General features: G+C 74.2%; 15 protein-coding genes. 9 read left to right on the top strand and 6 right to left on the bottom strand.

The window, feature by feature from the left end:
* Positions 1 to 328 precede the first annotated feature (328 nt).
* Together ACFY9V_RS33815 and ACFY9V_RS33820 are read left to right on the top strand one after the other, a co-directional pair.
* Entirely contained in the window at positions 329 to 3,274 is a 2,946-nt protein-coding gene (locus ACFY9V_RS33815) for an AAA family ATPase (protein WP_391164178.1), read from the top strand.
* Positions 3,275 to 3,402: 128 nt separating this feature from the next.
* Positions 3,403 to 3,903: a hypothetical protein gene (locus tag ACFY9V_RS33820; RefSeq protein WP_355344009.1), complete on the top strand. Its 501-nt coding sequence runs from the start codon at positions 3,403 to 3,405 to the stop codon at positions 3,901 to 3,903.
* Positions 3,904 to 4,098: 195 nt separating this feature from the next.
* On the opposite strand, the gene ACFY9V_RS33825 is transcribed toward ACFY9V_RS33820, so the two are convergent.
* Both ACFY9V_RS33825 and ACFY9V_RS33830 read right to left on the bottom strand, forming a co-directional pair.
* Positions 4,099 to 6,042 (bottom strand): N-acetylmuramoyl-L-alanine amidase, encoded by a 1,944-nt coding sequence (locus ACFY9V_RS33825; RefSeq protein WP_391164180.1) that lies wholly within the window; start codon positions 6,040 to 6,042, stop codon positions 4,099 to 4,101.
* A 302-nt stretch (positions 6,043 to 6,344) separates the two neighbouring features.
* Positions 6,345 to 7,433, bottom strand: a complete 1,089-nt coding sequence (locus tag ACFY9V_RS33830; protein ID WP_355344012.1) for an aminoglycoside phosphotransferase family protein — start codon at positions 7,431 to 7,433, stop codon at positions 6,345 to 6,347.
* A gap of 226 nt (positions 7,434 to 7,659) precedes the next feature.
* On the opposite strand from ACFY9V_RS33830, the gene ACFY9V_RS33835 reads away from it, so the two are divergent.
* Positions 7,660 to 9,141, top strand: a complete 1,482-nt coding sequence (locus tag ACFY9V_RS33835) for a hypothetical protein (RefSeq protein WP_391050109.1) — start codon at positions 7,660 to 7,662, stop codon at positions 9,139 to 9,141.
* A gap of 213 nt (positions 9,142 to 9,354) precedes the next feature.
* Here the strand turns inward: ACFY9V_RS33835 and ACFY9V_RS33840 are convergent, their stop codons facing one another.
* Positions 9,355 to 10,824, bottom strand: coding sequence for a SpoIIE family protein phosphatase (locus ACFY9V_RS33840; RefSeq protein ID WP_391164182.1), 1,470 nt, complete (start codon positions 10,822 to 10,824; stop codon positions 9,355 to 9,357).
* Between the two features lie 385 nt (positions 10,825 to 11,209).
* Between ACFY9V_RS33840 and ACFY9V_RS33845 the strand changes: the two genes are divergently transcribed.
* The 4 genes from ACFY9V_RS33845 (at position 11,210) to ACFY9V_RS33860 (ending at position 16,351) form a co-directional block, all read left to right on the top strand.
* Complete coding sequence (locus ACFY9V_RS33845; RefSeq protein WP_391118569.1) at positions 11,210 to 12,637, top strand: HEAT repeat domain-containing protein; 1,428 nt, start codon at positions 11,210 to 11,212, stop codon at positions 12,635 to 12,637.
* Between the two features lie 191 nt (positions 12,638 to 12,828).
* The gene (locus tag ACFY9V_RS33850) at positions 12,829 to 13,950 is read left to right on the top strand and encodes a glycosyltransferase (protein WP_391164184.1); all 1,122 of its coding nucleotides are present in this window, start codon (positions 12,829 to 12,831) and stop codon (positions 13,948 to 13,950) included.
* Positions 13,947 to 15,365 carry a glycosyltransferase gene (locus tag ACFY9V_RS33855; RefSeq protein ID WP_391164185.1) on the top strand — a complete coding sequence of 473 codons (1,419 nt, stop codon included), beginning with the start codon at positions 13,947 to 13,949 and terminating at the stop codon, positions 15,363 to 15,365. Before ACFY9V_RS33850 ends, ACFY9V_RS33855 begins: the two co-directional genes overlap by 4 nt.
* Positions 15,362 to 16,351, top strand: a complete 990-nt coding sequence (locus ACFY9V_RS33860; RefSeq protein ID WP_391164187.1) for a GDSL-type esterase/lipase family protein — start codon at positions 15,362 to 15,364, stop codon at positions 16,349 to 16,351. Before ACFY9V_RS33855 ends, ACFY9V_RS33860 begins: the two co-directional genes overlap by 4 nt.
* Here the strand turns inward: ACFY9V_RS33860 and ACFY9V_RS33865 are convergent.
* Genes ACFY9V_RS33865 through ACFY9V_RS33875 form a run of 3 tightly spaced genes read right to left on the bottom strand, consistent with a single transcriptional unit; the run spans position 16,252 to position 18,673 of the window.
* Positions 16,252 to 17,184, bottom strand: a complete 933-nt coding sequence (locus ACFY9V_RS33865) for a 5-oxoprolinase/urea amidolyase family protein (protein ID WP_391164189.1) — start codon at positions 17,182 to 17,184, stop codon at positions 16,252 to 16,254. The genes ACFY9V_RS33860 and ACFY9V_RS33865 overlap by 100 nt on opposite strands.
* Positions 17,181 to 17,792: a carboxyltransferase domain-containing protein gene (locus tag ACFY9V_RS33870; RefSeq protein ID WP_391164191.1), complete on the bottom strand. Its 612-nt coding sequence runs from the start codon at positions 17,790 to 17,792 to the stop codon at positions 17,181 to 17,183. The genes ACFY9V_RS33865 and ACFY9V_RS33870 overlap by 4 nt, the downstream gene beginning before the upstream one ends.
* Positions 17,793 to 17,839: 47 nt before the next feature.
* Entirely contained in the window at positions 17,840 to 18,673 is an 834-nt protein-coding gene (locus tag ACFY9V_RS33875; protein WP_391164192.1) for a 5-oxoprolinase subunit PxpA, read from the bottom strand.
* 207 nt (positions 18,674 to 18,880) lie between these two features.
* Here ACFY9V_RS33875 and ACFY9V_RS33880 point away from each other — a divergent pair, with 207 nt between their 5' ends.
* The gene (locus ACFY9V_RS33880) at positions 18,881 to 20,392 is read left to right on the top strand and encodes a hypothetical protein (RefSeq protein WP_355344041.1); all 1,512 of its coding nucleotides are present in this window, start codon (positions 18,881 to 18,883) and stop codon (positions 20,390 to 20,392) included.
* 109 nt (positions 20,393 to 20,501) lie between these two features.
* Complete coding sequence (locus tag ACFY9V_RS33885) at positions 20,502 to 21,416, top strand: hypothetical protein (protein ID WP_355344044.1); 915 nt, start codon at positions 20,502 to 20,504, stop codon at positions 21,414 to 21,416.
* The last annotated feature ends 81 nt before the right edge of the window (positions 21,417 to 21,497 follow it).

Consider the following 21,497-nt stretch of genomic DNA (forward strand, 5'->3'; position numbering starts at 1 on the left):
GCGGACGAGACGGCGCGTTACGGCGGGTAAGGGGGGCGCACATGGGGCGCACGGGTGCTCCAGTGCGGTGCGGGGACTGCGGTGCCTGGTGGGACGACCGTCTCGCGTGGCAGTCTCGCCCGTGCTGGGCGGCGGGAAGATCTCCCAGGTCGCCGCCGCTCCCGCCGTGCCGGTCACGTCCCCTGCCAGTGGCGAACCGGCATGGCCGTCCCCCTTACACAGCGGAGCCGACGGCGTACGCTGTGAGGCCACCGGTCGGCTGTCCGTCCTGCACGTCCCCGCATGTCGTGCGCCGGGCGCACACCACCGGCAGGCAGGGGGGTTGACCATGTCGCAGCGCCACTCGCGCAACCGGCGCGCGCTGCTCGAACGAGACGCCGAACTCGTCGCCGTGGACGAGGCGTTGAGCGATCTCACCGGCTTAGGCGCCGACGACGACGCCGGTACGGACGCGGGCATCGCCGCGCGCCCCGCCGAACGGCACGGCGGGCTCATCGCCTTCGCCGCGTCCGCCGGCCTCGGCAAGACCACACTGCTCACCGAAGTACGCCGCAGGGCCGCGGAACGCGGCTGCACCGTACTGTCCGCGCGCGGCGGCGACCAGGAGCAGCAGGTCGCCTTCCACGTCGCGCGGCAACTGCTGCAACCCCAGCTCGTCGGAGCCCCGGAGACGGAAATCCGCGCCAGGCTCGGCAGTTGGTACGGCATCGTCGGCCCGGCCCTCGGACTGTGCACGGCGGAAGGCGCCGCCCCCGACCCGCAGGGTCTGCGCGACGGCCTGGACTGGGTCCTCACCCACATCGCCGTCCAACGCGCGCCCGTCGTGCTGGTGTTGGACGACGCGCACTGGGCCGACCCGCAGTCGCTCAACTGGCTCGCGGCCTTCGCGCCGCGCGCCGACGAACTGGCGCTGCTCATCGTCGTCGCCTACCGGCCGGACGAACTCCCGCCGGGCGCCGAGTCGTTCCGCGGCCTGCCCGGCCGGGCGGGACACCGCCCGATCGGCCTCGAACCGCTCACCGCGACCGCCATCCGCCACCTGATCAGGGAGTCGGTCGGCGCGCACGCCGACGAGGCGTTCTGCCGCGAGTGCTGGGCGGTCACCGCCGGAAACCCCTTCGAAGCCGTCGAGTTGGCCGAGAAGGTCCGCGACCGGGGGCTGCGCCCCGACGAGTCCAGCGCCCACCTGCTGCGCGACCTGGCCGCCGCGGCCAAGGGCAGCGGTCTGATCGCGCGGCTCGAACGCCTGGGCCCCTCCACCGTCCGCCTCGCCTGGGCCGCCGCCGTCCTCGGCACGGAGATCTCCCCGACGCTGGCCGCCACCGTCGCAGGACTCGGCCGCGAGGAGGCCGCCGACTGCGCCGACCGGCTGCGCGACGCCCGTATCGTCACCGGCAGCGGCACCCTGGAGTTCGTCCACCCGCTGATCGCCACCGCCGTCTACCGGGCGATCCCGGACGCCGTACGCGTCGCCCTGCACGGTCAGGCCGCCTGGTCGGTGGTCGACGAGGGCCTCGGCCCGGCCGCCGCGGCCCGCCATCTGCTGGAGACCCACCCCGAGGGCGACCCCTGGGTGGTCGCCCAACTGCGCGCCGCCGCACGGGAGACGCTGCGCGCGGGCGCCCCCGAGGCGGCCCGCGCGTGCCTGGGCCGCGCCCTGCGCGAACCCCCGCCGCCCGAGGACCGGGCCGCCGTGCTCTACGAACTGGGCTCCGCCTCCCAGCTCCTGGAGCCCTCGGTCACCGTCAACCACCTGCGGGCCGCGCTCGAAGAGCCGATCACCGACCCCGAACTGCGCGACGGCATCGTCTTCCGGCTCTCCCAGTCCCTCGCCCACAGCGACCGGCTCGGCGAGGCCGCCGACGTCGTCGCGCACGCCGCCCGTACCGCCACCGGCGCCCGCACCAGGCTGCGGATGCAGGCGGAACAGTTCATGTGGGACGCCTTCCGCGCCGACGAACCCGACTCGCCCAGCCGCTCCCGGCGGCTGGCCAGGCTCGCCGACCGGCTCACCGGCCGCGACCTCACCGAGCGGTACATCATCGGCCTGCGCGCCTGGGACGCCACCTTGCGCGGCGAGCCCACGACCACCGTCCTGCACCACGCGGGCCGCGCCCTGGACGGCGGCCTGCCCTGGGCCAACGAGGGGTGGGGCTTCGAGGTCCCCGTCCTGGTCGCCATGACCTACATGTACGCCGACCAGCCGGGCCGCGCCGAGGAGCTGTTCACCACCGGCATCGCGGGCTTCGAGCGGCACGGCTGGCGCGGCGCCCACCTGTCCTTCGGCTATCTGCTGCTCGGCTACCTGCGCTACCGCCGCGGGCGGCTCGCGGAGGCCGAGGACTTCGCCCGCGACGGGCTGCGGCTGGCCGAGCGGGTCGGCCGCGGCACCCCCGTCCAGTGGTACTCGGTGGCCGTCCTCATCGAGATCCTGCTGGCCCGCGGCCGGACCGAGGAAGCCGTCGCGCTCGCCGCCGCGTACGACTTCCGGGAGCCGTTCCCCGCGGCCGTCACCTTCCCCGACGCCCAGGCCGTGCACGGCGAACTGCTGCTCGCCCAGGGGCGGTACAAAGAAGCCGTCGCCGAACTGACCGGCGTCGGCGGCAGGCTCGACCCGCGGGGGATGCGCAACCCCGCCTGGAGCCCCTGGCAACTGCACCTCGCGCTCGCCGAGGCGCACGACACCCCCGACCGGGCCAGGGCGACCGCGCTGGACGCCGTCGCCCGCGCCCGCCAGTTCGGCGCCGCCTCCGCCGTCGGCCACGCGCTGCGGGTCGCCGCCGAGGTCACCGGCGGCCCGGACGGGCTGAAGCTGCTCGAGGAGTCCGTCGACCGGCTGGAGGAGTCGCCCTCCGCGCACCAGCTCGCCTGCTCGCTCGTCGCCCATGGCGCCGCGCTGCGCCGGGCGGGACAGCCAGAGCGGGCCGCGGAACAGCTCCACCGCGGACTCGACACCGCCCGGACGTGCGGCGCGGACGGCCTGGCCGACCGGGCCGGCCAGGAGCTGGAGCTGGCCGGGCTGCGCCCGCGGCACCCGCACTCGGCCGACTCCGACGCCCTCACCGCCCGCGAGCACGCCGCCGCCCTGCGCGCCGCACAGGGCGAGGACCACCGCCGGATCGCCGCCGCCCTCGGCACCGGCGAGCGCGACGTCGTCCGCACCCTGAACGCCGTCTACCGCAAGCTCGGCACCGACCCCACCGGGCTGCCGGAAGCCCTGCGCAAAATCCCCGCGGCGCCCGCGCCGCCGGACGACGACGCCTACGGCCGCTGACGGCCGGGGGAGCGGCCCATGGGCGGGCCGCCGTACGGGATCGCACCTGCCGGGGCGGCGCGCGACCAGGGCACGGAAGGGGCGCGGGCCCGGTCCCCGGCGGCGGTCGCTACCCGTACGATGGCGGCATGTCCTTCCTCCGCCGCCGTAGCGCAGCCACGCCCACCGGGCCGGACTTCGATGTCCTCGCGATGGACCCGGGGGACTGGCCCGGTGACCTCGGCGCCGGGCTGCTGCCCGGCCCCGACGGCAGTTGCCAGGGCATCTATCTGCGCTACGACCTGTTCGGCGGACGCGGCCCCGCGATGCTGATCGGCAACCTCCCGGTCGGCTCGCCCGCCCGCGAGCTGGACGACGGCCAGGTGCCCTTCGAGGTCGCCCAGCTCCTCGCGGCGCTCGGCAACGACGAACCGGCCGAGGTCACCGGGATCGAGGACACCCCCGTGATGCACGGTGACAGCCTGCTGATCGTGCGCCGGATCAAGATCTCCGAGTCGCGGGTCGCCTGCGCCCAGTTCGACCGCAGCGACGGCGTCCAGGTCACCATCGCCACCTGGGACCGGCCGATCACCGACGATCTGTACCAGCTTCTGAAGCCGCTGCCCGCGGAGATGTTCCAGGCGGGCTGAGACCCGGCGGACACACACCTTCCGCGGGGCGGACGCCCAGGACGCGGACGCGACAGGACGCCCAGGACACGCACGCTTCGGCACACGCACGCTTCGCGACACGGGCGCGACAGGACACGGCGAAGGGCGGCACCGGAATCCCGGTGCCGCCCTTCCCCCGCTACCCTCGGGCCCGCCGCCGCGGGCCCGGCGGACTCAGCGCGGAGCGCCCAGCACCGACGGCAGCAAGGTCACGTCGGAGGCCATCACGTACTCCACCCGGTGGCCGAGCTGGATCTCGTAGTAGAGCTGCTTCCCGCGCACCACCTTCTGGTTGCTGGTGTCGAAGGAGGTCGAGTAGAAGTACTCGCCCGGCACCACATTGCCGACCACATACCGCTGTCCGGCCGGGATCGCGTACGGCATCGGGAAGATGCCCTGCACCGGCACGTCCGCCGGATACGCCGCCGCCTCCGGGTACGCGCGGCCGTAGACCGGGATGCTCGCCAGCCCCTTCTTCGGGGTGATCACCAGGCCGATCGAGTTGACGGCCGTAGGCCGCGACGCCGGGTTGTGGAACCACGCCTTCTGGCCGAGGTACCACACCGCGGTCCAGTCGCCCTGCCGCTCGGCCACCGCGAACTGCTGGCCCGCGGAGGCCCGCGCGCCCACGTCATTGACGCCCGTGGTGCTCGCGCCGGTCGCGCCGTGCAGCCCGATGTCCTTGACCAGCGGCGCGTCCTCGCTCGGCGCCGTGTACAGCCGGACCGCGTCGGAGCCGTGCGCCGGACAGACCGCCGCAGCCGTCACACAGCCGGTGTAGACCGGCTGGTTGGTGTCGTAGTCGGGGGCGATGGTGACCACGCCGCCCCAGGCGCCGGCGGTCGCGCGCAGGGGGGCGCCCATCAGCGCCATGTAGTGACCCCAGTCCCAGTACGGGCCCGGGTCGGTGTGCATCCCCGAGATGTACGAGGCGGTCGGGCCCGGCACATTGTCGTGCCCGAGGATGTGCTGCCGGTCCAGCGGGATGTGGTATTTCGCCGCCAGGTACTTCACCAGCCGCGCGGACGTGCGGTACATCGACTCCGTGTACCAGGTGCCCGGATCGGTCAGGAAGCCCTCGTGCTCGATGCCGACGGACTTGGAGTTGGTGTACCAGTTGCCCGCGTGCCAGCCGACGTCCTTGGTGTTCAAGTGCTGGGCGATGTGCCCGTCGGAGGAGCGCACGGTGTAGTGCCAGGCCAGATACGTCGGGTCCTGGACGAGCTGGAGGGCGGTGTCCCAGTAGCCCTCGGTGTCGTGGATGACGATCGTGTCGATCTTCTCGGTGTTCGGCCGGTCGGCCTTGTCGTAGTTGCCGTAGTCCCCGCCGCCGGTGTCCTCGTACGGCGCCGGGATCCACTCGCAGCCCAGGCCGCTCGGGCACTCCGTCCCCGCCGCGTTGACCTGCTTCAGGCCGATCCTGGCGGCCTGGCCCGCCGCGGGCCTCACCGCGGGAGCCGCGGCCAGCGTGACCCGCTGCCCGGCGTCGGTGGTCCGCGTCTGCCCCTGCTTCAGGACGTCGAAGACGTCGTCGGCGAAGGCCGCGGCCGTCGCCGTGTCGTCGGCGCCGGAGTAGCGGGCGACCGCCGCGTACCAGTCCGCGGGATCCGAACTCAGCGGCTCGCCCAGCGACTTCTGGGTGTCGGCGAGCAGCGCCGCGCCGCCCGCCACATTGTTCGCCGCGTCCTCGCGCAGCGCACCGGCCGACAGCCCGGTCAGCGTCGCCGCGCGGTCCAGCGTGGTGTACGAGGCGGGCAGCGCGGCCAGATCGGGCGCCTGCGCGGTCGCCGTACTGATCATCGGCCGGGTGTCGTCCCCGCGCCCGTCGTCCGCGCCGTCCCCCATGCCCTTGCTCGGGAAGTCCGCGAGGGCGGTACGGGTGTCGGTCAGATGCATCGGCCCGTAGCCGCCGGTCACACTCGGCATGCCCTGGTGGCCGTCCCAGCGGGACTCCAGATACGACACGCCCAGCAGCACGCTCTGCGGCACGTGGTACGCCTTTGCGGCGTCCGTGAACGCCTGTTGCAGCGAGCCCGCGGCACTCGGGCCGGGCTCGGCCGCGTGGGCGACACCGAACACCGGGAGCAGAGCGGCGGCAGCCGCGGCGGCCGTGGCCATACGCAGCGCGCGCCGTCCACGGCGTCTGTCGGACGGGGGAGCGGATCCTCGCAAAGCAGCCTCCTCCAAGAGATGCCGAACGATCGGCACCACAGAGGTATCGGCTGCCGGAACATCCGTCAACCATCCGTCAGGCATCCGGACACGAGGCCGTCTTCGCACGTCAGCGGCGTATTTCGGAAGTTTCCCCGCTGCGGCGTGCTGGCCTGCTCCTCGTCAGTGGTGTGGACCAGTGGGGCGCGCGGGACGGTGCGCCGAACTCGTGGCCGGCCGCGGTCACGGTGTACCCGTCCGGTCCGCTCCTACCGGGTGCCGACCGCGGCGCGCACCGCCCTGCGGGCCATGCCGCAGTCGTCGTGCAGGCGGCGCAGCAGCAGCCGCTGCTCCTCGCCCGCCTCGGCCGCGCCGGGCGCCACGGGTCCCACGGCCCGCATCGTGCGCTGGACGGCCGTCTCGTAGGTGCGGATCTCCCGGGTCAGCACCAGCATCAGATTGACCAGGAAGGAGTCCCGCGCCGCCGGACCCTGCGCCTGCGCCTGCTGGCTGATCTGCCGCCGCGCCGCCGGGTCGTCGCCGAGCACCGACCACAGCACCGCCAGGTCGTACCCCGGCAGATACCAGCCCGAGTGCTCCCAGTCGACCAGCGAGGGACCCGCGGGCGACAGCAGCACATTCGACAACTGCGCGTCGCCGTGGCAGAACTGCCCCTGCACATGGGCCAGTCCGTGCAGAAGCTGCTGGAGGTCGCCCATGTCCCGGTCGGTCAGCAGCCCCAACTCGTGGTAGCGGTTGATACGGACGGGATAGTCGATCGGCGCGTCGAAGGAACCGGCGGGCGGGCGCCACATGTTGACGCGCGAGTACGCCGAGAGCGCCGCCCGCACATCGCCCTTGGTCGGCGGCTGCACCGGGTGCCGCTGCGGCGACACCACCCGTCCGGGCATCCGCTCCATCACCAGCACACAGCTCTCGGGGTCCGCGGCGATCAGCCGCGGCACCCGGACCGGCGGCCGGTGCCGGACGAACGTGCGGTAGGCCGCTATCTCCTGGCGGAAACGCTCCGCCCAGGCGGGGGACTGGTCGAGCAGACACTTCGCGACGGCCGGAGCGCGCCCCGAGGTGCCGATCAGCAGCGCGGTACGGCCGCCCCGGCGCAGGAGCTGGACCGGGGCGAACTCGGGGCAGATGCGCTGCACGGCGGCGACGGCGGTGCGCAACTGGGCGCCCTGTGGGCCGGTCAAGTCGAGTCTCCCGCTGAGCGGATGGGAGCTGCCCGCGGGCCGGCCGACGCGCCGTACGGCGGTGGCCTGGCGGGGGCGGAGGGCGGATTCCGCGACGGCGGGGTACGACGGCCGGGGCGGTGCGGACACGGAGGACGATGCCGAATACATGAGGAGAAGCAGATCCCTTCGTGTGCCAACGGTTCAGGGGCGCCACGGCCGGTCCGGTACCGCACCCTGGGGAATGCGGAGACGGACCGGGGTGGCGCGTTCCTACCTGACACCCGCCCGCGGGTGGCACACCACGTAGCGGACCCTGGCGAACCCTGGCGAATAGTCGCGAGGCCATTGTCAGGGGGAATAGTGTCAATTCAGCCGAGGAACCTGGGGGCTTGACGTGGGCAATGAAGCCAACACCCGACTCGCGGACCTGTTCGGCCTCACCGGCTGGTCCAAGGGCGAACTCGCACGGTTGGTCAACCGGCAGGCGGCGGCCATGGGCCATCCGCAGCTGTCGACCGACACATCGCGCGTACGCCGTTGGATCGAGACCGGTGAGTCGCCGCGCGATCCCGTGCCGAAGGTGTTGGCCGCGCTGTTCACCGAGCGTCTCGGCCGTGTCGTGACCATCGAGGATCTCGGGTTCGACCGGCGCCGGAAGACGGGAAAAAGACAGACCGGAGACGGCCTCCCGTGGCCGCCGGAACGAACCGCCGCGGTCCTCACCGAATTCACGGGAATGGACCTCATGCTCAACCGACGCGGTCTGGTGGGCGCGGGCGCCGCGCTCGCCACCGGTTCCGTACTCAGCACCGCCATGCACGACTGGCTGCACACCGACCCGGCCCTAGCGGCCGACGCGCCAGTCCTCGACGATCCGCTCGACGCCGACCCCGCCGCCTACGACCAGTACGAGGCGGTACCCGTCGGCTCCCAGGAGATCGAGTCGCTGGAACGCTCGGTCGAGGTGTTCCGCGCCTGGGACGCCTCACGCGGCGGCGGCCTCCAGCGCAAGGCCGTGGTCGGCCAGCTCAACGAGGTGGGAGGCATGCTCTCCTACGCTCATCCCGCGCATCTCCAGCGCCGGTTGTGGGGCGTGGCCGCCAACCTCGCGGTGCTGGCGGGCTGGATGTCGCACGACGTGGGCCTGGAACCCACCGCCCAGAAGTACTTCGTGATCGCCGCACACGCCGCGCGGGAGGGCGGCGACCGGCCCAGGGCCGGTGAGGCGCTGTCCAGGGCCGCCCGCCAGATGGTGCACCTGGGGCGGCCGGACGACGCGCTGGACCTGATGAAGCTCGCCAAGTCCGGTTCCGGCGAGTCCGCGCTGCCGCGCACCCGCGCCATGCTGCGCACCATCGAGGCGTGGGCGCAGGCGTCCATGGGCCGCGGCCAGGCGATGCGGCGGACCCTCGGCGAGGCCGAGGACCTGTTCGTGTCCGACAAGGGCGATGTACCGGCGCCCAGTTGGATGCAGAATTTCGACGAGGCCGACCTGCACGGGATGCAGGCGCTCGCCTTCCGCACCCTGGCCGACCACGACCCGTCGGCCGCGGCCGAGGCGCAACTCCACGCCAAGAAGGCGCTGGTGCTGCGGGGCGGCGGCCACGAGCGGTCGATGATCTTCGACTATCTGTCGCTGGCGTCGGCCTGCTTCATCGCCGACGACCCGGAGGAGGCCGACCGCTACGCCCGGATGGCGCTGCTCACCATCGGGGAGACCTCCTCGCACCGCACCTGGGACCGGCTGCGCGAGATGTACCGGCTCACCGGCCGGTATTCCGGCTACACCAAGATCCAGGATCTGCGCACCGAGATCGAGACGGCACTGCCGAAATCCAAGGGGAAGGGAACCACCGGGAAGACCCGCTCCGTGTAACAGCGGCCGGCCGGCCTGCCGCCGAACGGGTCGGACAGCTCGTACGACAGCACGGATGAGATCCCTGCCGGGCTCTCGAGGGTCTCGAAAAAGAAGACCGCGATTCACCCGCGGAGCGCACGCGCGGAATGCCCGTACGGAATGCTGTACGGAATTCGTGCGCGCGACCTGTCCGCGGAACGTGTCCACGGGAAAGGAAGCAGGAAAGAAGGCTCAGGCGATCCTGGCGATCAGCACACAGGCGTCGTCCTCGCGCTCCGGGGTGCCGAACTCCTCGGCGACGATCCGCACGCAGTCCTGTGCGGTCCGGGCGCGTGCGAACAGCGGTGCCATCGCCAGGAGTCGTCCCGAGCCGCTCTCGGTGTCGGTGTCCAGCGCGGAACGGCGCGGCACAAGGCCGTCGGTGTGCAGCACCAGCAGATCACCGGCGGCCAGTTGCTCGTCGGCCTGCCCGTACAGGGCACCGGAGGTCGCTCCGAGCAGGACGCCCTCGGGGGAATCGAGCACCCGCCCCGCCCCGTCGCGGAACAGCAGCGGGGCAGGGTGGCCCGCCTGGGCCCAGCGCAGCAGCCGGGTCGAGGGCTCGTACCGGCAGCACAGGGCGCTGCCGAGCGCGGGCTGCGCCGAGGTGTCGAGCAGTTCGTTGAGCCAGCCCATCAGGGGGCCGGGCTGGAGGCCCGCGACGGCCATGCCGCGCAGCGCGCCCAGCAGCATCGCCATGCCGGAGGTGGCGGCCACCCCGTGTCCGGTGAGGTCGCCGACCGTGAGTAAGGAGGACCCGTCGGGCAACTGCATCGCGTCGTACCAGTCGCCGCCGATGAGGGCGCTGGTGCCGGACGGCAGATAATGCGCTGCCAGGTCCATCGTGGTGGGCCCCCCGTCCTGCGGGAACCGCAGGGTGCCGCGCCAGGGCGGCAGCACGGCCTCCTGCAGCTCAACCGCCAGCCGACGCTCGGTCTGCGCGATCTGCCGCTGCCGCTGGAGGGAGTCACGGGTCTCCCGGAGCGTGCGCTGGCTGCGCCGCAGGTCGCTGACGTCCCGCAACACCGCCCACATGGACACGGTGTCCCCGTCGGCGCCGAGTACCGGCTCGCCGACCATGTGCACCGTACGCACGGACCCGTCCGCGCGCACGATACGGAATTCGCCGTCGATCGGACGGCCGTCGACCAGGCAGCCGGTCACCATCTCGGTGAGGATCTGCTGGTCCTCGGAGAACAGCCACGAGGGCAGCTCGTCCAGGGTCAGCGGACCGTCGGCGGACTCCCGGCCGAAGATCCGGTACAGCTCGTCCGACCACTGCGCGTCATCGGTGAGCAGGTCCCACTCCGCGCTGCCCGCCCGGCCCAGCGCGCTGACCGCGTCGGGCCCCGGCGGCAGGGACGTCTGCGACGGCAGGTCCACCAGCAGGTCGGCGGTCAGCGGGTCGCCGCCCGGATACCCGGTGTCCAGGCCGTCCCTGAGCTGGCCGAGGTGGGTGTCCACGTCGTCGAGCTGGTGCACGGCCAGATCGCACAGGGCGCGCTGCCAGCGCAACTGGGGGTCCTCGGCGGCGGCGGCGCTCTCGCGCAGCACCGAATCCACCTGGGTCCTGAGGCGACGCGCCTGAGAGATCAGGGCGTCCACCGCACCGGGATCCGGTGGCTGCGCGGAGTTGTGCTCCGCGTGCGTGGGGAACGGCATGACACACTCCGAACGTGTCTGCTGGCAGGCGCTGAACGGCCGTCGCGGACGGAAGGACCGGTAACGACTGTTGCACAGGGAGCGATCGGCCGTAAGGGTTTCCGCGATACCCGATACGGTGGTGCTTCTGGCATATGCCACCAGCCCAGCGGCATAACGCCACCCTCCGCGCCACCCCACCGGCCGTTCCCGCGCCACCCGTTCGACACCCGCCCGCCGCCCGGAAGCGACACGGCGCACCCCGAGTCGGTAGGCTTCCGCCGCCCGTCCCCACGGAATCCCCCGTTCCCGTCAGGCATGAAACCGACGACGGCCGGTAAGGATGCCGGGCACCGGTAGCGGAAATCCCGTTGCCATGGAACCCCCCGCACCGGATGCTGACCTCATGTTCGACCCAGACATAGCGCCCAGTGGATCCCTTCTCGGCCTCCTCCAGCGAGGACGCGGAGACGGGCCCCTGCATGCCCTGGCGGCGCCGCGGACGGAAGCCCTCGCCGCTTTGGAGCAGTGCGTGCTGCGCGATCCCCGGCTCGACTGGCGGGTCGAGTCGCGCTCCTTGTATTACGCGCGCCTCTACTCGGACCTGGAGAGCCCGCTCGACGGGATCGAACACCACCTCTTCCACCCGGACGACCTGGTCGCCCCGGACGAGCACCGCTGCGGCCTCGCCCTGTCCGTCCTCGGACACCTCGCCGGATACGGCCGCCGCGACGCGCTGCACCTGCTGCGGCGGTACGCGGCCACCGGCGGCTGCTGGGAATGGGCCCTCGACGAGCTGGCGGTCCGCGACGACGAGGCGGGACTGCGCGCGCTGGGCCCCGCCGTCGTCGCCCGCTTCCCGCACACTCCCGAAGGCGACGCGGAACTGGCCCGCGCCGTCCGCGAGGCCTACGAACCCCGCCCGTGGCAGCTCTGGGCCGAGGACGCCTCGCAACCGGCCACCGCGACCCGCGTGGCCAAGGCCGCGGAACAGGTCTCGTTCGACCGCTGGCAGCGGCAGATGCGCTCCGCGGGCCCGACCCCCGGCTGGAGCGTCACCGCCGTCCTCGAATGGGCGCAGCAGGGACTGACCCGCCACCCCCAGGTCGAACGCGACCAGCCCGCCGCCCGCTGCCTGGCCGCCGTCGCGGGCCCCGAGGACCACGCGGAACTGCTGGAAGCGGCCCTGCACGGCCCCTCAGCCGCCCGCGCCGCCGCGCTGCGCCACCTCACCGACCGCTGCGACCCCCGGCGCCTGGACCTGATCGAGACGGCCGCGGTCTCCACCGACGACCTCGTCGTACGCGCCGCCCTCGAATCCCTGGAACGGCTCAGGGACGACGAGGCGATGGCCCGCGCCCGCGTCTGGGCCGCCCGCACCGACCCGCTCGGCTCCGCCGCCGCCCGGCTGCTCGCCCGCCACGGCGGACCGCAGGACGCCGAGCACGTGCTGGGCGCGCTGCGCAGGACCGTACAGACCGGCGGCGCGGACGCCGAAGGGCTCGACGCGCTCGTCGAGGGAGTCGGCCGGCTCTCCGCCTGCCTGGCCGCACCCGTCCTGCGGCACATCTACCGGGAGACGTCGTCCTCCCAGCTCCGCGGCACCGCCGCCGTCGCGCTCGCCGTCACCGACCCCGGTTTCGCCGCCGGTTTCGCCGTCGAGTGCCTCTGGGACTGCGAGGAGAGCACCCGCGAGCTGGCCGCGCACCGCGCGACGTCCGGTGACGTGAGGGTCCTGGCGCAGCTGCGCAGACTGGCCGCGGACCCCGCGGAAGAGGCCGAAGTGCAGACCGCCGTACGCGGCCGGCTCAGTTCCGGCGGTACGTCCAGGTAGGCGGCCGACCCGCGGGCGGACCACGGAGAACCCGGCGCGGGTCTCAGGGCGTGTCCGGCGGATCACGAACGGCCCCTTCGGCACCCGGACCGCCCATGATCCGCCGGGCATGCCCTAACGCTCATGGGGCGTTCCACTTCGGGAAAGATCCACGTGGCCCTGACAACGCTCAATGCGGCGACAACCACGGTATGCGTGTCGCCATCGTCACAGAGTCCTTCCCACCCGACGTCAACGGAGTGGCCCACTGCGCCCTGCGCACGGCCGAACACCTCGCCCGGCGCGGCCACGAACCGCTCGTGGTCGCGCCCGCGGGCCCGGCCGACCAGGACCCCGGTCCCGACCCCTGTCCCGTCATCCGTGTCCCCTCCCTCCCGCTGCCCGGCTACCCGCAGGTGCGGGTCGCGCTGCCGGGCCGCCGTACCGCCGCCGCCATCGCCGCGCACCGGACGGAGCTGGTCCACCTGGCCAGTCCCTTCGTGCTCGGCGCGCGCGGCCTGGCCGCCGCCACTCGGTTGCGTATCCCTGCCGTCGCCGTCTACCAGACCGACCTCGCCGGATACGCCAGGACGTATCTGAACGCGGGCGAGTCCGCCGCCTGGCGCCGGATCCGCGCGGTGCACTCCGCCGCTGCCCGCACCCTGGCCCCCTCCTCCGCGTCCGTCAGCGCGCTGGCGGAACAGGGCGTGCCGCGCGTCCACTTGTGGCCGCGCGGCGTCGACTCCGACCGCTTCCACCCCGCGCGCCGCGACGGGTCGCTGCGCCGCGAACTGGCCCCGAACGGCGAGCTGATCGTCGGATACGTCGGCAGGCTCGCGCCGGAGAAGCACGTCGAACTGCTCGCTGGGCTCTGCGAACTGCCCGGTGTGCGCGTGGTCGTCGTCGGCGACGGCCCCAGCGCGCCGAGCCTGCGCACCGCCCTGCCGGGCGCGGTCTTCATGGGCCGCAGGACCGGCACCGAACTCGCCCGCATCCACGCCTCCTTCGACGTCTTCTGCCACACAGGACCGTTCGAGACCTTCTGCCAGACCGTGCAGGAGGCGATGGCCAGTGGAGTCCCCGTCGTCGCCCCGGCGGCCGGCGGCCCCCTCGACCTCGTCCAGCACGGCCGCACCGGCCTGCTGGTGCCGCCGCTCGACCCGGCGGCCGTCCGCTCGGCCGTCCAGTTCCTGCTCGGCGACGACGGGCTGCGCGAGCGCTACGGGAGCGCGGCTCGCACAGCGGTCGCCGACCGTACGTGGGAGGCCGTCGGCGACCAACTTCTCGGCCACTACGACCAGGTGCTCGGCGAACGCGAGGCGGCAGCGGCATGACCACCGACATGAGCAGCGGCGTCAACGGCGACGGCATGAGCGGCGCGGGCGACCGTACGACCACCGGTACGCGAACGGCCGGTACGGCGAGCGGCGCGCGAACCGGCGGCACCATCACAGACTTCGGCACCGACCCCACCGACGGCAGGGACCACGTCATGTACGGCCAGGACGACCTCGCGTCACCCGACGGCGGTGCCCGCACCGCCCCGCACCCCCTCGACCGCGACCCCGAGTCCGCCCTGCGCATCGTGCGGCTCGCCAACTTCGTCACGCCCGTCTCCGGCGGCCTGCGCACCGCGCTGCGCCATCTCGGCGAGGGCTACGCGGCGGCGGGCCACGAACCCGTCCTGATCGTCCCCGGCGCCACCGCCTCCGACGAACTCACCCCGCAGGGGCGGGTGATCACCCTGCCGGGCCCTGAGATCCCCGGCACCGGCGGCTACCGCGTACTGGCCCGCCGCGCCCCCGTGGCGGCCGTACTCGCCTCGCTCGCCCCCGACCGGATCGAGGTCTCCGACCGCACCACCCTGCGCTGGACGGGGGAGTGGGCCAGGCGGCACCGCGTCCCCTCCCTGATGGTGTCCCACGAGAGCGCCGACGGTGTGCTCGGCACCTGGGGCCTGCCCTCGGGCCCCGCCCGCCGCGCAGCCGACGCCCTCAACCGCCGTACCGCGCTGGCCTACACGCGTGTGGTGTGCACCACGGCCTGGGCCGCCGCCGAATTCGAGCGGATCGGCGCCCGCAACGTCGTACGCGCCCCGCTCGGCGTCGACCTCGAAGGCTGCCACCCCGGTGCCCGGAACCCGCGGCTGCGCGAGACGCACGGGCACGGCGCCGCCGTGCTGCTGGTGCTCTGCTCGCGGCTCTCGCCCGAGAAGCGGCCGGGCATGGCGCTGGAGACCCTGGCCCACCTGCGCGGCTCCGGCGTCGACGCGGCGCTGGTGGTCGCGGGCGAGGGACCCCTGCGGCCCCGGCTCACCGCCCAGGCCAGGGCCGCCCGGCTGCCGGTCACCTTCCTCGGCCATGTGCCGCGGCGCGCCGACCTCGCCGCGCTGCTCGCCACCGCCGACGTGGCACTGGCACCGGGACCCGTCGAGACCTTCGGTCTGGCCGCCCTCGAAGCCCTCGCGTGCGGCACTCCCGTGGTGGCCAGCTCCCGCTCCGCGCTGCCCACCCTCATCGGACCGGCGGGCGGCTGCGCCGACACACCCGCCGAGTACGCCGCCGCCGTACAGCGAATCCTGGCCGCGCCCGAGGAGGGGCGCCGCGCCATGGCCCGCACCCGCGCCGAGCTGTACACCTGGCCCGCCGCCGTCAACGCCTTCCTCACCGCGCACCGGGCCGCCGTGGGTGCCGCCGCACCGTCCGCGCGCCGCCGGACCGCACCGGAGTCCGACGGGGTCAGGCCGTGACCGGCGCCGTGCGCTTCGCCGTACTCGGCGACTCGCTCAGCGAAGGCGTCGGCGACCCGCTGCCCGACGGCGGGTGGCGCGGCTGGGCGGCGCTGCTCGCCGACGGGCTCGCGGCGGCCCCGTACGACACCCGGACGCTCAACCTCGCCCGGAGCGGGGCCCGTTCGGGCGACGTGGCGGGTCCGCAGCTCGAAGCGGCGCTGCGGCACCGGCCGGACCTCGCGTCCGTGCTGGTCGGCGGGAACGACACGCTGCGCGGCGGCTTCGACATCCAGGCGGTGGCCGCCGAACTGCACGTCGTGATGGGCGCGTTGCGCGCCGAGGGCTGCGACGTGCTCACCGCGTGCCTGCCGGACCCCGGAACCGTGCTCGGGCTGCCGTGGCCGCTGGCCCGGCCGCTGGGCCGCAGGATGCGCGCGCTCAACGACACCGTGCACGCCCTGTCCGCGCACCACGGCGCGCACCACCTCCACGCCGCCGAGCGCCACTGGGCGACCATGCCGGGAGCGCTGAGCGCCGACCGGCTGCACCCCAGCGAGACCGGACACCGGCTGCTCGCCCGCGACTTCCACGCCCTGCTCACCGCCGCGGGCCTCGCCCAGGGGCCCGCGCCCCGCCCCGAGCCGGACGGCGCGCCGCCCGGCCGCCGGGCCGCCGCGTGGTGGATGGCCACCCGCGGCACCCGGTGGATCGCCGACCGCTGCACCGACCTGCTGCCCGACCTGATCCGGCTGGCGGGCACCGAACTGCGCCACCACCGGCAGGGCGGCACAGCGGTGTTGGAGGAGGACGCGCGGCGCGCCACGGTCGCGGCGCTCGCCGCGCTCAAGGTCCCGCCGGGCCCGGCGGCGCGGCCGTATACCCCGCCGCGCCCACCGGTGCCGGGTCAGCGCGTGCTGAGCGGCACGAAGCGGACCGGCGTCCCCGGCGGTGACTGGGCGGCGGCCGGCAGCGAACCCTCGGGGACCACGCCGATGACCGGATAGCCGCCGGTGGTCGGATGGTCGGCGAGAAAGACCACAGGACAGCCGTCCGGAGGCACCTGCACAGCGCCGAGCACCATGCCCTCACTGGGCAGTTCACCGCCGCGGGCCCGGCGCAGCGCCGGGCCCCGCGTGCGCAGCCCGATCCGGTTGGACGCGGGTGAGACGGTGTAACCGCCGCCGAACAACGTACGGAAGGCGTCCGGCGCGAACCAGTCGTCACGCGGCCCGCGCGCCAACGGAAGGACCAACTCGGCTCCGGGACCGGGCAGTGCCACCACATCGCCCTCGCCGAAGAGGCTGACGAAGTCTCCGTCAGAGCTCACGTCGGAGCCCCTGATGACGTCCCCGAACCGGCCGCCGACAGGCAGCACGGCACCCCTCGCGAGCGGCGCGGGACCGAGCCCCGACAGCAGGTCCGTCGACCTGCTGCCCAGCACCGGCCGTACGGCCACACCGCCGGACACCGCCAGATAGCTGCGCAGCCCCGGCTCCGCCCGCCCCACGTCGAGCACCGCCCCGCCGGGCACCCGTACCGGCGCGCCCCACGCCGCGGGACGCCCGTCGACCCGCACCGCGCACGGCGCGCCCGTCACCGCCACCAGCACCGCGTGCGAGGCCCGCAGCGCGCAGCCGTCGACCGTCGTCTCCAGACCGGCGGCCTCCGCCGGATTGCCGACCAGCCGGTTCGCCGCCCGCAGCGCCGGACCGTCCAGCGCGCCGGACCGCGGCACCCCCAGATGCGCGTGGCCCGGCCGCCCGAGGTCCTGCACGGTGGTGAGCGCCCCCGCCCGTACGACGGCCAACTCGGCCTGCCCTGCCGCCGTTTCCCTCACCCCCGCACCTCCGTGAACCGCACCTCGGTGCCGGGGCTCAGCAGCGCCGCGGGCTCCCGCTCGGGGTCCCAGAGCACGGCGTCCGTCGTGCCGACCAGTTGCCAACCGCCGGGCGAGGAGCGCGGATACACCCCCGCGTACGGTCCGGCCAGCGCGACGGAGCCGGGCGGTACGGCGGTACGGGGCTCGGCCCGGCGCGGTACGCGCAGGTGCTCGGGCAGTCCGGTCAGATAGCCGAAGCCGGGCGCGAAGCCGCAGAAGGCCACACGGAAGGGCGTCGAGGTCACAGTCCCTACCACCTCCTCGGGGGAGACCCGCCACAGCCCGGCCACCTCCGCGAGGTCGGGCCCGTCGAAGCGCACCGCGATCTCCACGGCCGCGCCCCGCCCACGCGGCACCGCGGGCACGTCCCACGCGGCCACCTCGGCAGCGAAGGCCCGCGGATCGGCGAGCCCGCACACCAGCACGGTACGGGCGGCCGGCACGATCTCCGTCACCCCGGCCAGTTCCCCGGCCGCCCGCCTGCGCAGCAACTCGGCGTGCAGCGCTTCCGTCTCCTCACCGGTCGCGGACTCCACCAGTACGGCGTCCGCCCCGACGCGCAGCACCCGCGGCCCCGTGCCCGCCCCGGAACCCGGCCCGGAACCCGCCCGGCTCACGCGAAGGCCGTGATCCGCAGACCCGACGCCTCCAGCGACTCCCGGACGCGGGCCGCCAGCCGGGCCGCGCCCGGTGTGTCGCCGTGCACGCACAAGGACCGCGCCGCGACCGGCACCCTCTCGCCGGTGATCGCCGTCACCCGCCCGTCGCGGGCGATGCCCACCGAGCGGGCCACCACCTCGTCCTCCGACTCCAGGACCGCGCCCGGCTCGCGGCGCGGGACCAGCGTGCCGCCCGAGGTGTAGGCGCGGTCGGCGAACGCCTCGTGGACCGTGGGCAGCCCTTCGCGGGCCGCCGCGAGCAGCAACTGCGAGCCGGGCAGGCCGAGTACGGGCAGTTCCCCCGCGAGCCGCACGCCCGCGACGACGGCCACCGCCTGCTCGGCGTCGTGCACCGCCCGGTTGTAGAGGGCGCCGTGCGGCTTGACGTACGCCACCGTGGTGCCCGCCGCGCGGGCGAAGACCTCCAACGCGCCGATCTGATAGGCGACTTCGGCGGCCAGTTCCTCCGGAGGCACGTCCATCGAGCGCCGGCCGAAACCGGCGAGGTCGCGGTAGGAGACCTGCGCGCCGATCCGTACGCCCCGCTCCGCCGCCAGTTCGCACACCCGCCACATCGTCGACGGGTCGCCCGCGTGGAAGCCGCACGCGACATTCGCGCTGGTGACGACGGACAGCAGCGCCTCGTCGTCGGTCAGCCGCCAGCGGCCGAAGCCCTCGCCGAGGTCGGCGTTGAGATCGATGACCGTGCCGGGGTCGGTGTCGGGTGCCGCGCCGGGAGGTGTCCGAGGAGCCGTGCCGGGTGCCGCCCCGGTGACCGCGTCCGCCATGATGATCAGCCCGTCCTCGTATCCTCGTATCCGCCTACGAACGGCGCCGAAGGTGCTCCGCGCGCCGCCCGCGAGTCTTCCGTGCCCGTGCCGTACCTGTCGCGGGACCGATCATGGCACTCCCGCGGGCCGACGCGCCGGGTGCCCGCCCCGTGGCGATCCGTGCCGTTTCGTTCGTTGTCGGTGCCACCGCCTAATGTGTGGGGCGTGACCACCACGATCCCGTACTCGCTGCCGGGCGCCGCCCGGCCCGCCCCGGGCCCGGCCGCCGACGAGGGCCTGGCCCGCAGGCTCAAGGCGCTCGCCTGCACGGCGCCGCTGCACGACCTCGACACCCGCAAGGCCAACCTCGCGGGCGAGTACTCGGTGTACGCGATGGCGGAGATCGCGCTGGCCGCGATCGACCTGGTCACGCTCAACATGGACTTCGACACCGGCGCGGACCACGACCAGATAGTGGCCAGACTGCTGCCCCGCGTCGCCGCGCAGGCCCCCGTCCGCGGCCAGGCCGAGCACGAGCGCGTCGCCCGCTGGGTGCTGGAGAATCTGATCAACGTCGGCAGCGCCGACCGCGGATTCCGCGCCGTCTACGGCACGTTCGGCGCCGACGGCGGATATGTGCGGCGGGACTACGACTTCAAGCTGATCGAGGAAGTGCCGGGCCCCGGCGGCAGCGTTTACCTGCGCACCACCGACGAGGCGGTCAACGTCCTGGTCGGCGCGCTCGACACCGACGTCACCAGCGCGCAGATCGCCGCCGAGGTCAAGCTGGAGGTGCTGATCAGCCGCGGCAGGCTCGCCGACGCCCAACTCGCCGCGGAACAGGCCAGGTACCGCACCGTGCAGTACGCGGAGACGCTGCGCCGCACCCTGGAGGCCACCCGGCGCAACGTCCGGGCGGTCGACTGGCTGCGGACCGTCCCCGACATGATCGCCGAGGCCCTCGACCACGTCGCCGACCGCTACCGGCACGAGAACGCGATCCTCACCAACATCCGCAAGGCGCGCGACGAGGCGGAGGAGCCGGAGCACAAGCGCCGCGCCGCCGAACTGGTCGACATCGTCAAGGACTGCATCCGGCGCCACACCCAGCTCCAGTCCAGGCTGCTGGAGGCCGGACCGCTGTTCCGCGCCGAGCAGGACCGGCAGGCGTTCGCCGCGCCCCCCGCGCGCGCCGGACTCGACCTGTACGGGCAGCTCGTCGCGCCCCTGCTGCCGATCCCGGTCGAGCGCGCGTCGCGGGTCACCGACGCGTTCTTCGCCCGCGGCGCGGGCCTGCGCACCCCGTCCGCCGTACGCGTCACCGACCTGGTCGAACTGCTGCTCACCCCGCCGCTGGAGCGGGAGCACCTGGGCGCGGAGATGCCGGAGCCCGACCTGGTCGCCACCCCGGACGACAGCCGGTTCAGCGAGGAACAGCTCGAATCCGCGCTCGATCTGCTCGACCTGCCGCACGACGCGCCGCGCCGCCTGTCGGGGCTCCTGGCCGACGCCCGCCGCCGCGACCCCGAACTGCCCTATCTGCTGGCCCTGCTGGCGATCCACGCCGCCTCCCCGCCGGTCGGCACCGCCTACCGCCAGGGCGAACAGCGCCTGCTCTTCGCGGTGGACGACGGCACGCCGCTGGACGACCACGAATTCGGCGGCGCCGACCTCATCGTCGGCACCGCGCGACTGGACGCGGCGGCGATGACGGCCGCGCGCGCGGAGCCCGCGTGAGGCCCGGCACGGCGCCCGCCCGCCGTTTCCGACCCGGCGGCGGGCGACCACGTACGGCGGACGCGACGGTGCCGACCGGCGTCATCGCCTGGACCGAGGAGAGCGAGAAGTGAGCGAGTACCGGGAGACGGCGGCGGACACGCCCGAGGCCGCGGCGTACGAGGCCGGGAGCACCGGACCGGCGCGCACCGGGGGAGTGACGCCCGGCGACGCGGCGGACGCCGCCCGCCTCGTGGGCTTCGGGCTCCAGCCCAAACTGCTGCCCGCCCGCGACGCGGAGTACGCGGAACTGATCCGCCGCCACCGCGAGGACCCCGCCTTCGCGCGCCTGGCCGACGCGGTCGCGGCCGGACTCGGCCTGATCGTGCTGGAGGTCTCGCCCCGCGCCGGAATGGCCCTGGCGGCGGGCGAGGACTCGGTGTTCGCCGTCCGGATGGGCGACTACGCCCGCCGCGCCGCCTCCGACTCCGGTGACCGCTTCCTGCACGGCCTGGCCCACCTCGCCGCGGCGGCGCTCGCCTTCCCGCGCCCCGAGGACCTGGCCGACGACGGCTACATCGGCCGGATCACCGTCAACGGCATCGACGCCTTCATCCGCCAGGCCTGCCGCCGCCTGGAGGAACAGGCCGACGAGACCGGTGAGAACACCGACCCGGCCAGCGACGCGCCGGGACTGGAAGCCGCCTGGCGGGTCTACACCCGGCGCAGCGCGACCGGCGCCACCAAGGACGCCCGCAGGCTGGCCAGTTCCACCACCGGCATCATCGGCAAGGCCGTCGCCTTCCTCGTCGACTCCGGCTTCCTCCAGCGCACCGGGGACGAGTCGGGAGGCACCTACCGCACCACCGCCCGCTACCAGTTGCAGGTCCGCGACATGGCGGGCAGCGCCGCCATGGCCGAACTGCTCGACCTCGGCATCGTCCCGGTCGGCGACGGCAGCGCCAGCCTCGTCCCGGCCGCCGCCGACGACAGCGGCCTCGACCTGGCCGCGGACGCCGGTCTGCCGTTCCACGCCCACACCTGACCGGGGCCCGCCTCTCACCGCCACCGTCACCGCCTCCCACCCGCCCCGCCTCCCACTCGCCCCCGACCCCCAGTCCACTTC

The organism is Streptomyces sp. NPDC008317 (assembly GCF_042955955.1).
In the GTDB taxonomy this organism is placed as follows: Bacteria; Actinomycetota; Actinomycetes; order Streptomycetales; family Streptomycetaceae; genus Actinacidiphila.